This window comes from Saccharicrinis aurantiacus (assembly GCF_947489045.1).
Taxonomy (GTDB): Bacteria; Bacteroidota; Bacteroidia; order Bacteroidales; family Marinilabiliaceae; genus Saccharicrinis; species Saccharicrinis aurantiacus.
Map to the genome: position 1 here is coordinate 194,606 of NZ_CANLCN010000002.1, position 14,258 is coordinate 208,863.

Genomic DNA, 14,258 nt, shown 5'->3' on the forward strand with positions numbered 1-14,258 from the left:
TTTTGGCAAAAGTAATCTTATTTTATTTTATTATACCAAAAGTCCATTATCCTTTCTTAAACTCTATCCACATTTTTGCGGAATGCCTTACGTAACTTGAACTTCTCGAAATGACGTATTACTCTACTTAAAAGATCAGCATAAAGCGTGAAGTATAATAACAAAGTACTCAACCAAATAATTATCACATTAAACAAAGGTGTTGATATCCGAACGCCCATGAAGAATTTATATGGAGCAAAATAATGTGCCCTACCATAATTAGAAGTCGACTCTCTTAAAATAGGATCCATAAGGGGAATATACCTCTCATCGCCTAGTTTAACTTTTTGCATATTACTTTTATCCAATAAAAAATCGGCTAACTTCTCATTATAATAAGCATGTTTGAATTGGTTAAATGCTTTATTCGAGCCCAAGTTATCCACCATTAAATGGTACTTGTCGTCCTTATCTTTCTTAGCCTGTTTATAAACCTCTTGATAAGCCTTTTTTACCTCATCTAAAACAGACTCTGTTTTGGTAAATAACGACTCGGATAATTTGTGGTTCATCTTAAGTAAAGATTCAATGCTTTCTTTAGTATCTTGATCCACTAGGGCTTTCATATCCAATAATGCATTGTCAATAATGATTCTATTGGCTAAAGCATCTTCTGCCTTACCATCTTCCCATTGACGCTCACTTAACAAGTTATGCTGCTTGATTCGAGGAATCAACATCCCTATGTAATAAGATGATTCACTAATAATCACTTCCTCGTTGAAGAACTCTCGTTCGTAGGCATTATTTTTATACTGGTTTACTGCCAGTGCTTCATACGACCATCGGGATGCCATCATATCGCCAATGCGCGGCACATAGGTATTATGTGAGATGGCTGTATGTAATTTGCTATAATCCACTATTACACCACTGAATAACAATTGTGGCACTAATATTAAAGGAATGAGAATATAAATGGCAACAACAGATTTTAGTCCGCTACTGATATTTAAGCCTAAAATATTGGCAAAGCAGGCTGTGGAAAAAAGTATTAACCAATAGCTAAAATTAAGTCCTTGAACCTCTAGTATATAATTACCAATAACCACCAACAAAAAAGTTTGAAGGGCAGATATGCCAAACTGAACCAGGATTTTACTATTCAAATAACTTGATCTACTTAAATTCAGAAACTTCTCACGCTGTAAGAGTTTCTTATCTTTTATAATTTCCTCGGCACTCAAGTTTAGCCCTAAAAATAGAGCCACAATAACCGCCATAAAAAGGTATGATGGAATATTGGTATTTTGGCTAAATATATATTGATCAGGATTAGCTGTTGTACCACTAATAAACTTAGTGAAGTAACCAATCATTACTGCCAAAATAGGTGCCTCGAGCAAGTTGATGAGCACATATTGTTTATCTTTAAATTTAGATAAACCATCGCGATAGGTATAAATTAAGAACTGCTTTAATCGACCCGGTATATTATAAAGGTTTTTCGGAAGTTCTTCTTTTTCATCTTCAACCTTATCATTTCGCCACGCAAAGGTATTTTCAATATTTTGCTTATATCTTTTATACCATTCAACAGGCTTAATTTTTCGCTCTCTAATGGTTCTACCATTGGGATCGACCATACGAGCCTCTATAATCCGCAAAGGTTGCTCAACTTGCACGTTACCACAAAGTTGACAATCACTTTCATCGGAGTTAACGTAATTAGCCTGCTTTTTAAAATATACAATAGCATCCATTACATTACCATTATAAATAATGTAACCTCCTCTATCAATAATTAAAAGTTTATCAATTAGCTTATATAAATCGGAAGAAGGTTGATGTATATTAATAATAACTAATTTACCTTTTAAGGCTTGGCGTTTTAGTAGTACCATAACCTTCTCAGAATCCATTGAAGATAAGCCAGAAGTAGGTTCATCAACAAATAGAATAGAAGGCTCTCGTATTAACTCTAAGGCTATATTTAGTCGCTTACGCTGGCCACCACTCAACACTTTATTAGTTGGGCTACCCACTACTAAGTCGCGCGCCTCAACCAAATCAAAATCAATTATGGCTCGTTCTACAATTTCAATCACCTCATCCTTGGGTGTATCACTGAAACAAAGCAGTGCATTGCAATATAGGTTTTCAAAAACGGTTAGTTCTTCTATTAAGAGATCTTCTTGAGGAACATAACCAATTACCCCTTTTAAATCTTCGCTGTGGGTATGAATATCTAAACCATTGATACTTATTGTTCCTTGCGAAGGCTTATAGTTTCCATTCAGAACATTAAGTAGCGTAGATTTTCCGGCCCCACTACCGCCCATTATACCAATAAGTTGATTAGACCTACCTGTGAAGCTAAACTTTTGAACACCTACTTGAGAATCATTAAACTTATATTCCACATCACGCACTCTAAATAGGATACGTGCCTTATCTTCTCGCTCTACAAAAAGCTCCGCAACCTTTCCGTAGTAAACAGGCTCCATACGCGAAGTACGTATTACTGAACCTACTGAGAATATGTAAGAATTGTTTTGCTCAACTTTATGTCCGTTTAAATACAGGTTTCGATCTCCGGTATATCTGAAAACAAAAGTATGTGTTGAAGCCAAATACAAAACCCACACATAAACCTGTTGGCGGTCGTTATAAATATGTTTAAATCCTTTTAATGGCGCTTCTTTATCGCCAGAGATCACCAAAACACTTTCTCTATCCTTTACTTTTAGTGGACCTACAAGTATAAAGGTTTTTAATAGTTCAAAGTCGTGTTGATCAATCAACATTCCTTTAGCAAATCGATCTAAAATAGATTCCCCTATTTCACTTATTTTTTCCTCTTTTCTGATAAATTCAAAGAGCTGAACAAATAATCGAAGCTTGGTTTCTTTTTCGAGTTCCTTATTGAGTTCTTCACAGATTCTATCAATCTGATCGAAGTTATCGTTAGATTGTTTTTCTACCTCTTCTCTGTTATCGCTATACGCGTTTTTATGAAACGATTGCAAATAAAAATTAAAGCGTTGCAAATAAACATCAGCATACTCCTGATTGAATGTTTCAAGCAGTTGTTGTCTAACTAGTTTACGTGCACTTTCAAGGCTACTTTCCTTCCTTGCGTTTGTAAGCAAGGCAAATAACTTCATTAAAGCATCTAATAGCGTTTCACTCATAACTAATGGTAATTGCGGATTATATCAATATAATAACTATAAATTATTGATATGGTTTTGTGTAGGGTAAATATAGCAGGATTTACTTAAATCAACTATAACAAAAAAAGGTGATCATGAGAGACCACCTTTTACAATATTGTATTTCTGAGAATAATCTATTCAGCGCTAACGAAGTTATTTCTAACAATCATTACTTGCTTTGCAATATCTCTCATTTGTTCTTGTGTAATTGCATCAGAAGCTATTGAAGCATAAATTTCAGCTAAAGGTGTTAAATCTTCAATGGTTTTAACAATATCAGCCTCATCTTTAAAACGGTTTAAAATTTCAAATAACTTATCTAATGGCTCTTTTTGTTTTAACACAACACTTACCATTTCAAGGCTATTTAATGTTTCCTCTGAAATATGAGTAGCTATATATAAACCTTCAACCCAAGCACCTGCCATTACTTGTGCAGAAACTGGCTCTCTTTCGTTCTTTAACAAATAGTTGTAAGTATCGTAAAAAGAGTTTGTGATCAGGTCAACTAAAACTTCTTTATTTTCTTGATTATTTTCAATTCTGCTTGGTAAATCTTTATCCACAGCATTGGATAAGTTTAAACCTTCTAACATTTTTCTTGAAGCATCGATATAATCTAAAGTCTCTTGTTTTTGATTGTAAGTACTTGCATAACTTAAATCGCCACCAAAAACACCAAGGTTAATTGCTAATGAACGCTCAGTAAAATACGTTCCGGCTTTAGTTGGATCATTTGCCAATCCGAAGATATATGCTGCTTCAATTTTATTTAGCATTTCAACAATCTCGTATGATGTAGGTAGAGGATAAACAAACTCTCTAACCTTAGTCTCTACTTCTTGTTTTTCAATTTGAGTAGCATTATTTTTCTTACTCTTTCCTGAATTACATGCAGCTAAAACTACTAAGCCAGCCATCAGTAAAGATGCAAGACTATTTCTACTTATTGTTTTCATGTTTTTCATATGATATTTATTTACTTTTTTCTTTGAATTATATCTATACTCACTCAGTATATAACGGCATATAATCCAACGTATTTAGTCTGAGTTGAAATAATTGAAAATGTTTACTTTATTTCAATTGCTACAAATATAATTTATTTCAGAAATAAAATGATTTATCGAACTTATTTTTAATCGAAATTTAATCCTCGTAAGGAAATTTCATATCCTTAACCATCATTTGCAGGGTAGAACGACCATTATATACGTTTTCTTCAATTGTAAAACATACATCAAAGGGGTTGCCCGTTTGTAGCTTCTCTAGTTTATCTCCCATCGAAAAGGCAATTCCTTGCTTTATACATCCCGATTTCTCTTCGATAAGCTCAACCTTAAGGTGGCTTGCATCTTTCCCTACAGTTTTACTTGTGCCATAATCGAATACACGATGCGATACAAACACTGGTTTTAAATTTTCAGGTCCGAAGGGTCTGAATTGTTTTAAAATACGGTAAAACTTCTCATTGATATTACTCAAATCGATGTACTCGTCCACTTCAATCTGTGGTATTTGCTGATCTTCGGTGATATGATCAATTACATATTGCTCAAAACGCTCCTGAAAAGCAGGAATGTTTTCAATCTTCATGGTTAAACCTGCGGCATACATGTGTCCCCCAAAATTTTCGAGCAAATCGCTACACGAATCTATGGCCTTGTACAAATCGAAACCATCAACTGAACGCGCAGAACCTGTGGCAAAACCTTTACTTTCTGTCATGATAATGGTTGGACGGTAATACGACTCTGTTAAACGAGAAGCTACTATGCCAATAACCCCCTTGTGCCATTCGGGCTCAAATAGAACAGTGCTTTTTCTATCCTTCAATTCGGGATTATTACTTATTGCATCCAAGGCTTGCTGGGTAATATCTCTATCTAGCCCTTTGCGGGTATCGTTGCATTTATCAATATCGATACTCATTTCTGAGGCAAACTGATCGTCCTCACAAATTAATAAACGAACTGCATCGTTACCACTATCAATTCTACCAGCCGCGTTAATACGTGGCCCTATTTTAAATACAATATCGCTAATGGTAAACTCGCGACCTTGCATGCCGGCTATTTTAATTATATGCTTTAATCCCACACATGGATTTGTATTGAGTTTATTTAATCCAAAGTGAGCTAAAACTCTATTTTCGCCACTTATGGGTACAATATCAGAAGCGATACTTACCACTAACAAATCGAGGTAATTATATAATGAATCGGGAGCAATATTGTTAAACTGACAGTAAGCTTGTAGGAATTTAAAGCCTACTCCGCATCCTGATAAGTTTTTATCGGGATACTCGCAATCTTTTCTTTTGGGATCTAAGCAGGCTACTGCATTTGGTAGCGTATCTCCTGGAGTATGGTGGTCGCAAATAATAAAATCAATTCCTTTTTCTTTGGCATAATCAATTTTTTCACCTGCTTTTACACCACAATCGAGTGCTATAACAAGGGTTGAACCTTGCTCTGCAAAATGATCGATACCTTTTATGGAAACCCCATAACCTTCCTCGTAACGATTTGGGATATAGAAATCTATATTATTAATATATTTCGACAAAAAGGAGTAAACCAATGCAACCGAGGTTGTACCATCAACATCATAATCGCCATATATATATACTTTTTCGTTATTCTGGATAGCCAGATTTAGCCTATCCACAGCCTTATCCATATCCTTCATTAGGAAAGGATCGTGCAAGTGATCTAAACTTGGACGAAAAAAAGAGCGAGCCTCTTCAAATGTTTCGATACCCCTTTGCACCAATAAGTTTGATAGACAGGCGTCTATATTTAACACTTCCGATAAATGAGCTATCTTATCCTCTTCTCCTTTTTCTTTAATACTCCAACGTTTATCCATGCTTTTTAAATCCGACCTTTTTTGCGAGGTGTAAATTTCCTAAAAAAAATGGATAATCAAAACCATCTTAAATAAGCTTGCTGTTATAAAACACAAGAAATCAATTTGTTTTAAAAACTAAAACAAATGCAATCAGTACTTTAGAGTGAAAATTAATTATTTAGATTTAATTCAAATACTTTTACTAAATGATTTAATAAATCCGCCTTTACTTTTTCAAAATCTTGTTTGGCGCCTAATTCTTTTTCCATTGAAGTAACTCCCTTATCCACAAATCCGCACGGATTAATGTGATTAAAGTAGCTTAAATCGGTATTTACATTTAAGGCAAACCCATGCATACTCACATATCTGCTCGCCTTTACACCGATGGCTGATATTTTACGCGCCTTGCCCGGAACATCCTTATCGAGCCAAACACCCGTTGCGCCATCTAAACGATCTCCAACAATTCCGTAATCGGCCAAGCAGTTAATAATGGCTTGCTCTAGTTTATGAATATATGACTTAACTGTTAAACCCATCAGCTCCAAATCGAAAATTGGATAGCCTACAATTTGACCGGGACCGTGATAAGTGATATCGCCTCCACGGTTGCTTTTATAATAGCTGGCATTTATTTTCTTAAGGAAATCGTCGTTAATAAGCAAATTGTTAATAGCTCCACTTTTACCAAGGGTATAGACGTTAGGATGCTCAACAAACAACAACCGATTGGTGATGTCTTTTAAATCGTTCTGGTTTTCGCGATTGTGAAGTTTGATACCAATAATCTCATCAAAGATACTTTCTTGGTATTCCCAAGCCTTTTTATATTCCGTTTGCTGTAAATCTTCAAATATTGTTGCACCCATAATTATTCTTCTTTTAAAGCATTAATATGTTTTTCGGCGTGGTATGATGATCGTACCATTGGGCCACTCTCTACATATTTGAATCCCATTTTTAAACCGGCTTCTTTGTATTTGGCAAAGGTTTCAGGCGTCACATACGTTTCAACCTCTAAGTGCTCTTTTGATGGTTGTAGGTACTGACCAATAGTAAATACTTTTACGCCTGAATTGTAAGCATCTTGCATGGTTTGCAATACTTCCTCTTCGGTTTCGCCAATACCCACCATAATACCAGTTTTGGCAACCACACCAGCATCGGCTATATATTTTAATACATCTAAACTTAAATCGTACTTGGCACGTGTTCTGATAATAGGCGTAATACGACGAACGGTTTCGAGGTTATGAGAAATTACCTCGGGCTTGGCATCAATTACTTGTTGTATCAGATGCTTTAATCCATTAAAATCAGGAATTAATACTTCTTGTGTTGTATTCGGATTTTTTTCTTTCACCTTGGTAATGGTCTCTGCCCATATTTGCGCACCACCATCCTCAAGATCGTCTCTATCAACCGAAGTGATTACCGCATGCTTCAACTTCATAATTTCTATGGAGCGTGCAATTCTTATGGGCTCCTTGAGATCAACAGCCAAAGGTTTGCCTGTTTTAACGTTACAAAATTTGCAGGCTCGGGTACAAATATCTCCTAAAATCATAAAAGTAGCTGTACCTGCACTCCAACATTCTGCTGCATTAGGGCACTTACCACTTGTACAGATGGTATGTAATTTATTATCGCGGATGGTTTGATTCATCCATTTATAATCAGCGGTATTGGGTAATTGTATCTTGAGCCAATCTGGCTTTTTAGTTCTTACTTTCATGTTTCTCTTTTTATAATAACTACATATTCAGTAGTAAATCACAATGCAATGTTAAACAATTGACAGTAATTGAGCTATGAAATATATTAGCTTTTACGTAATGCTTGTGAGTAAGAACAGAAAATGGTGAGTATGGTTCATTTTTGGGGTAGGGTATCGAAGAATACTATTCAGTATAGGGGCTATTGTTTTCAAAATTTGCATCAATATTTCATTGTGGCATCCCAAACTTATCAAATATTGGGCGATATTTCACTATGGTGGAGCATTCTTATCAATATATTTTTTGTCCTTTCAATGTGAGAAGCCGTCCTTTCATCTGGTTTGATACTATTTCAGTTTGGCTGCCAATATTTCAGTATTGTCCCAGTCCTTTCAGGGCTTACAGCACTTTTTTTATAAAAAATGAGTTCGAAATAAAAAATGTATTTTTACAATGTTTTATAACAACAGGGCCCTCCGGCAAAAGCAACAGGAAATTTTTAGAAGGGTTACCAGCAGCTATACTACCGGAGGGTTATCTGATTTGTTATTTAATATGAAAATAATATTTTTATTTTGTTAACCAATGTCTTTTCTCGTAAAATTAACCTAGGTTAAATAGTAATAACTTCCCACTACTACTATGCCATTGGGGATGCAAGCTCTCGAAACAACTACTTACAGTATATCAATTACTTAAAAACAACAACCCCCTCAACACTCTATAAAACCCACTGCGTAATCTAATATTTCATTTTTAATTTAGCTTACACTTAAAATTCGAGTATTAACTAATAAAATGAATTATGAAAAAAATCAATCTTCGCCTATTACAAGCAATTGTAATTTTAATCTGTAGCATACAAATGTATGCGCAACCAAGCTTTAATTCAGGACACGACCCTAAACCAAGTGGTAAACAGTGGGTAAAAGTCGATAACCTTTCCGACGAATTTGATGGAACATCTATCAACACCAATAAGTGGGCAACTTCAGTAACAACATGGATGGGTAGAGAACCAGGCTTATTTACACAAGAAGCCATTACTGTAGCAGACGGAAATTTAAGAATTACAAACTCTGAATTTTCTACAACAAAGGTAATTGATGGTAAAACGTGGACACATGGATGCGGCTTAGTCACCTCAACCAATGCTGCTCAAATCGGCTATTATTTTGAAACACGCATGAAGGCCAACAAAACATTTATGTCATCGACATTTTGGTTGATAAATGTGCGTAACGAAGGAGAAGGATGCGACAAAAGAACCATTGAACTTGATATTAACGAAGTGGTTGGGCAGGTTACCAATGGCAGCTCAACGGCTAAGTTGAGTGAAATGGGCTCAAATACCCACAGTAGAAATACCTCGTGCGAAGCTACTCCAACGGGCTCTGCAGGCAACAAGGCATCAATAGGTGAGGAGGCTTATAAAGACTATCATATTTATGCTGCTTGGTGGAAAAGCAAATCCGAAATACAGTTTTTCCTCGATGGCAATTATGTGTACACCATAAACCCAACCGCAGATTTTAATTTACCAATGTATATTAGAATGGTTACAGAAACGTATGACTGGAACCCGGTTCCTGCGGATGGCGGAATGACAGGTACCTGGTCGGAAAGAACAACTTATTACGATTGGACAAGAACCTGGAAGCTTGAAGATGCACCTGCACAGAATAACTCAGTTACAATTTTTGCTGCTCCTAGTTCTGTTATGAGTGGTTCGTCATTTGATGTTTCAATTTCGTATACATCGGCAGCACAAAACGAACTTCTGGCCATTGTAAACGGACCAACAGGCACTTGGCTTACCAACACCAGAAAAACAGTAAGCTCTGGTTCTGGCACTACAACTTTAACCATTGATCAGGCAAGCGCTTGGGCTGTGGCAAATGGATACCAATTAGGTGTGGCCATTCGCCCTGTTGGAGGTGATTTTAGTTCTAATTTAGATTATGAATCAAGCAATTTTAATGTTACATCTGTATCAACAGGTAGCTTATCTTCATTTCAAAACCAAGGAAGCTTTAAATACATGAGTTCAGCCGATATAAATCAGTTAGCTTGTAATACCACCACAGTTGGTACTTCCGAGAAATTCGAAATTGTTGATATAGGTTCAGGGTTGGTAGCTCTTAAAGGGAGTAATGGAAAATATGTGAGCTCAGAAAACGGCACTAAAGAATTAACGTGTACACGCACCTCAATAGGCGCATGGGAAAAATTCACCATGGTTGATTATGGCAATAATGTGTATGCATTAAAAGGAAATAACGATTTATACGTGCGAGACAATATGCTATGTACTAGCACCGGAGCGTCTAACTGGCAACAGTTTAAAGTAACAAGTGGACTGAAGAATGCAACGAGTGTCAGTAAATCAAAGGAGGATAAATTAAGAATATATCCTAATCCGGCAAGTAATGTTCTATATGTGAAGCTCAGCAACATTGATGCAGTGGCTACCGCATCTATATTCGACCTTCAGGGGAAAATGGTAAAAACAATACAATTTAACGGTACAAATGCTGAAATAAATACAAGTGAATTATCGGGTATTTATCTGGTAAAAATAAAAACGCAAGATGAAACCTATGTAGAAAGGGTAATCATTAAATAGAATATTTCAGCTAAACAGAATAATCATAAGGGAACCAGGAATACGGTTCCCTTTTTTTATGCTTAAACCATTAACTAAATCACTTGCTGGTAAACTCAAGTTACAAACCGTAATAAATATGGCCTCCAACCACCTCCTTTCAATAAAAATCTCCCTCATCATTAAAAACCAGAACCCCTTGGCAGTTTCATTTCCATGTAAAATTTAGGAAACATAAAATATGTAAGTTCTGAAAATGATAAGGCACTAACTTGTATAAAACGCAAACCAACAAAACTGAAGTGTTCGAAATAATTGAGCTTAAAGATGGCCTAGTTGCTTTTAAAGGAAGTAATGGAAAATACCTTAGCTCAGAAAATGGAACAAAAGCCATGACTTGTGTAAGTACAAAAATGGGTAAATCGGAAAAATTCATCATGGTTGGTTATGGCAACGATACCTTTGTTTTGAAAGGAAATAATAATAAACACGTGCGAGCCAATATGTAATGTACAGGAACAGGCATACCTGATTGGCTAAAGTCAAGTTTGCCAATGCACTTTAAAAAAGAACTTCTTGCGAAGTACCCTAATCAGAAGAGGAATCACTAATGGGTTCCTCTTTTTGTTACTATACAAGGCCATACTACCTATTCAATTACTCAATCGCAAAACAATATAACCGCGAAATAATTCCTAATTATTCAAACGTGTATCAATCATTTTTACTTATAAAAATTCAAGTTTCATTAAACCTTAATACTTAGTTTATAATTGTAAATGAGTATATTAATTCACCCCCAAAAGCTTAATATACATTAAAAGCTCACATTTTAAATATCACGATTACTATAATAACTTCATTATTAAAGCTTATTGATTATCTTTGCACCGATTTTCTCTTCTGATAAATAGGTTTTAGTTTTATCAGATAGAAGTTTCTATGCATCAAAGGCATAGATGTTTCACAAATTTATATTGAAAATATAGGAATGAGTACTGTTGAATTAAGCGAACAAGAACAAATCAGACGTAAAAGTCTTGAGGAACTTAACAAGTTAGGAATAAACGCCTTCCCTGCTGAGGAATTTAAAACAACCCACTACTCTCAGGACATCATAAAACAGTTCGAAGAGAATGAAGAGGCGGAGGAATTAAAATCCGTTACACTTGCAGGACGATTGATGAGCCGCCGTATTATGGGTAGTGCTTCTTTCGCTGAGCTTAAGGATCAACAAGGAAGAATACAAATCTATTTCCGTCGCGATGATATTTGCGAAGGTGATGATAAAACCATGTATAACACCGTATTTAAAAAACTTTTAGATATTGGCGATATCATTGGTGTTACGGGTCATGTATTTAAAACTCAATTAGGCGAAACATCTATTCACGTAAAAGAATTTAAGGTACTTACCAAGTCCTTAAAGCCACTTCCAATTGTAAAAGAGAAAGATGGCAAACAATACGATGCATTTACTGATCCTGAGCAAAGATACCGTCAGCGTTACGTTGATTTAATTGTAAACGATCAGGTAAAAGATACTTTCTTAAAAAGAACAAAGATTATCAACACCATGCGTGACTTCTTTAACGAGAAAGGTTACCTTGAGGTTGAGACACCAATATTACAATCAATCCCAGGTGGAGCAAGTGCTCGTCCGTTTGAGACGCACCACAATGCTTTAAATATTCCTTTATACTTAAGAATTGCCAACGAGCTTTATTTAAAGCGCTTAATTGTAGGTGGATTTGATGGTGTATACGAGTTTGCTAAAGATTTCCGTAACGAAGGAATGGACAGAACACACAATCCTGAGTTTACCGTAATGGAAATTTATGTAGCCTACAAAGACTACAAGTGGATGATGAACTTTACCGAAGAAATGCTTGAGCGTGTTGCCATAGCATTACACGGACAAACTAAAGTTCAGATGGGTGATAAAGAAATTGACTTTAAACGTCCGTTCAAACGTGTTACCATGATTGATGCCATTAAAGAACATACCGGAATTGATATTGCTGGCATGGGCGAGGCTGAATTAAAAGACGTTTGTAAGCAATTGAACATCGAAGTAGATGATTCAATGGGTAAAGGAAAGTTGATTGATGAAATTTTTGGTGAGAAATGTGAAGGAAACTACATTCAGCCAACATTCATTACTGATTACCCTGTTGAGATGTCGCCACTTTGTAAAAAGCACCGCGATAATCCAGAGTTAACAGAGCGTTTTGAGCTTATGGTTAACGGTAAAGAGTTAGCTAATGCATATACTGAGCTTAATGACCCTATCGATCAATTGGGCCGTTTCCAAGATCAGCTTAAGCTGAGCGAAAAGGGAGATGACGAGGCTATGTTTATCGACACTGATTTTGTACGCGCCTTAGAATATGGTATGCCTCCAACATCAGGTATGGGAATTGGAATTGACCGTTTAACTATGTTCATGACCAACAACCAATCTATTCAAGAAGTATTATTCTTCCCACAAATGAAACCAGAGAAAAAGGTGGAAGCTGATGGCGTTGAGAAATACGAAGAAATTGGCGTACCTAAAGAATGGGCAGAAATTATCATTAAATTGGGCTACAAGAAAGTTGCTGAAGTTAAGGAGTTAAAACCTACTAAATTGCATCAAGAAGTTTGTGGTTATAATAAGAAGAACAAATTAGGCTTTAAAAACCCATCGCAAGACGATGTGAAGAGTTGGTTGGCTTAATACATAATTTTTATACAATAAAACCATAGTATATTAAGTGCTATGGTTTTATATTTGTAAACCACTCAAAAATTAGTGGACAACAAAACTATATGGATCAAACATCAAGAGTAGGAATAATAGGAAGTGGTAGCTGGGCAACAGCCATTGCTAAAATGCTGATGAACAATGTGGATACATTGAACTGGCATTTTCGCAATCCTAAACACATTAAATTGTTTAGAAAGTACGGGCACAATCCTAATTATTTAACTAGTGTTGATTTCAATACGGATAACATTAACTTCTTCTCCGACATTAACCATATTGTTGAAGAGAGCGAAGTGCTAATTCTAGCTATTCCATCAGCATTTCTAAAAAGTTTATTACAAGATTTATCTATCTCACTGAAAGATAAAATTATTGTATCTGCTGTTAAAGGTTTAGTGCCGGATGAAAATATGATTGTAGGTACATATATGAACGAAGTTTATAATGTACCACTCGATCAAATTGCGGTTATATCAGGTCCATGTCATGCTGAAGAGGTTGCACTTGAGCGCTTATCATATATTACTATTGCTTGCCAGGATGTTAAAAATGGACGTGAGTTTGGTAACCTACTAAACTGCGCCTATATCAACACTTCTGTTTCCGATGATATTTATGGAACTGAGTTTTCAGCCGTACTTAAAAACATTATGGCAGTTGCTTCTGGTATCTGCCATGGAATGGGATATGGCGATAACTTTCAGGCCGTATTAATGTCGAACGGCATACAAGAGATCAAACGTTTTGTAGATACCGTGCATCCTATTACACGCGATATTAAAAGCTCAGCCTACCTTGGCGACCTTTTGGTAACAGGATACTCGCAATTTAGTAGAAACCGTATGTTTGGTACCATGATAGGGAAGGGCTACTCGGTTAAATACGCTCAAATGGAGATGTTAATGGTTGCCGAAGGTTACTATGCTGTAAAAAGCATCAAAGAAATAAACGATAAGTACAAGGTAAATATGCCTATTACCGATGCCGTTTATAATATAATTTACGAACGTATTTCTCCTTCAATTGAAATACGTTTACTAACGGAACACTTAAGGTAATTACCTTACAGTTCCTATTTTTAAGAATAATCTATAATAAAATATTAATAATCCATATTTTATAAAATCAAT

9 protein-coding genes are annotated in these 14,258 nt (G+C 35.7%); 4 read left to right on the forward strand and 5 right to left on the reverse strand.

Translation table 11 applies throughout. From position 1 onward, the window contains the following. Positions 1–56: 56 nt before the first annotated feature. From QMO11_RS03985 to lipA, 5 genes are all read right to left on the reverse strand, one after another. Complete coding sequence (locus QMO11_RS03985; protein ID WP_282036134.1) at positions 57–3,176, reverse strand: ATP-binding cassette domain-containing protein; 3,120 nt, start codon at positions 3,174–3,176, stop codon at positions 57–59. Positions 3,177–3,334: 158 nt separating this feature from the next. Further along, positions 3,335–4,168 carry a hypothetical protein gene (locus QMO11_RS03990; protein ID WP_245820793.1) on the reverse strand — a complete coding sequence of 278 codons (834 nt, stop codon included), beginning with the start codon at positions 4,166–4,168 and terminating at the stop codon, positions 3,335–3,337. Between the two features lie 181 nt (positions 4,169–4,349). Next, positions 4,350–6,071, reverse strand: coding sequence for a single-stranded-DNA-specific exonuclease RecJ (recJ, locus tag QMO11_RS03995; RefSeq protein WP_282036135.1), 1,722 nt, complete (start codon positions 6,069–6,071; stop codon positions 4,350–4,352). Positions 6,072–6,223: 152 nt separating this feature from the next. Next, positions 6,224–6,925 (reverse strand): lipoyl(octanoyl) transferase LipB, encoded by a 702-nt coding sequence (lipB, locus tag QMO11_RS04000; RefSeq protein WP_282036136.1) that lies wholly within the window; start codon positions 6,923–6,925, stop codon positions 6,224–6,226. A gap of 2 nt (positions 6,926–6,927) precedes the next feature. Further along, positions 6,928–7,791 carry a lipoyl synthase gene (lipA, locus tag QMO11_RS04005; protein ID WP_282036137.1) on the reverse strand — a complete coding sequence of 288 codons (864 nt, stop codon included), beginning with the start codon at positions 7,789–7,791 and terminating at the stop codon, positions 6,928–6,930. Between the two features lie 788 nt (positions 7,792–8,579). Between lipA and QMO11_RS04010 the strand changes: the two genes are divergently transcribed. From QMO11_RS04010 to QMO11_RS04025, 4 genes are all read left to right on the forward strand, one after another. Then, positions 8,580–10,400, forward strand: coding sequence for a T9SS type A sorting domain-containing protein (locus QMO11_RS04010; RefSeq protein ID WP_282036138.1), 1,821 nt, complete (start codon positions 8,580–8,582; stop codon positions 10,398–10,400). A gap of 251 nt (positions 10,401–10,651) precedes the next feature. Continuing rightward, positions 10,652–10,888 carry a fascin domain-containing protein gene (locus tag QMO11_RS04015; protein ID WP_282036139.1) on the forward strand — a complete coding sequence of 79 codons (237 nt, stop codon included), beginning with the start codon at positions 10,652–10,654 and terminating at the stop codon, positions 10,886–10,888. Positions 10,889–11,370: 482 nt separating this feature from the next. Continuing rightward, a complete protein-coding gene (gene lysS / locus QMO11_RS04020) occupies positions 11,371–13,098 on the forward strand; it encodes a lysine--tRNA ligase (RefSeq protein ID WP_425595534.1) in 1,728 nt (575 codons plus the stop codon). Between the two features lie 92 nt (positions 13,099–13,190). Further along, positions 13,191–14,186, forward strand: a complete 996-nt coding sequence (locus QMO11_RS04025; RefSeq protein WP_075603260.1) for an NAD(P)H-dependent glycerol-3-phosphate dehydrogenase — start codon at positions 13,191–13,193, stop codon at positions 14,184–14,186. The last annotated feature ends 72 nt before the right edge of the window (positions 14,187–14,258 follow it).

What these genes read in the sequence shown, in the direction of transcription:
- QMO11_RS03990 (WP_245820793.1), bottom strand. Translation starts at nt 4,168, where the DNA reads ATGAAAAACATGAAAACAATAAGTAGAAATAGTCTTGCATCTTTACTG.
- recJ (WP_282036135.1), bottom strand. Translation starts at nt 6,071, where the DNA reads ATGGATAAACGTTGGAGTATTAAAGAAAAAGGAGAAGAGGATAAGATA.
- lysS (WP_425595534.1), top strand. Translation starts at nt 11,371, where the DNA reads ATGAGTACTGTTGAATTAAGCGAACAAGAACAAATCAGACGTAAAAGT.
- lipA (WP_282036137.1), bottom strand. Translation starts at nt 7,791, where the DNA reads ATGAAAGTAAGAACTAAAAAGCCAGATTGGCTCAAGATACAATTACCC.
- QMO11_RS04010 (WP_282036138.1), top strand. Translation starts at nt 8,580, where the DNA reads ATGAAAAAAATCAATCTTCGCCTATTACAAGCAATTGTAATTTTAATC.
- QMO11_RS03985 (WP_282036134.1), bottom strand. Translation starts at nt 3,176, where the DNA reads ATGAGTGAAACGCTATTAGATGCTTTAATGAAGTTATTTGCCTTGCTT.
- QMO11_RS04025 (WP_075603260.1), top strand. Translation starts at nt 13,191, where the DNA reads ATGGATCAAACATCAAGAGTAGGAATAATAGGAAGTGGTAGCTGGGCA.
- lipB (WP_282036136.1), bottom strand. Translation starts at nt 6,925, where the DNA reads ATGGGTGCAACAATATTTGAAGATTTACAGCAAACGGAATATAAAAAG.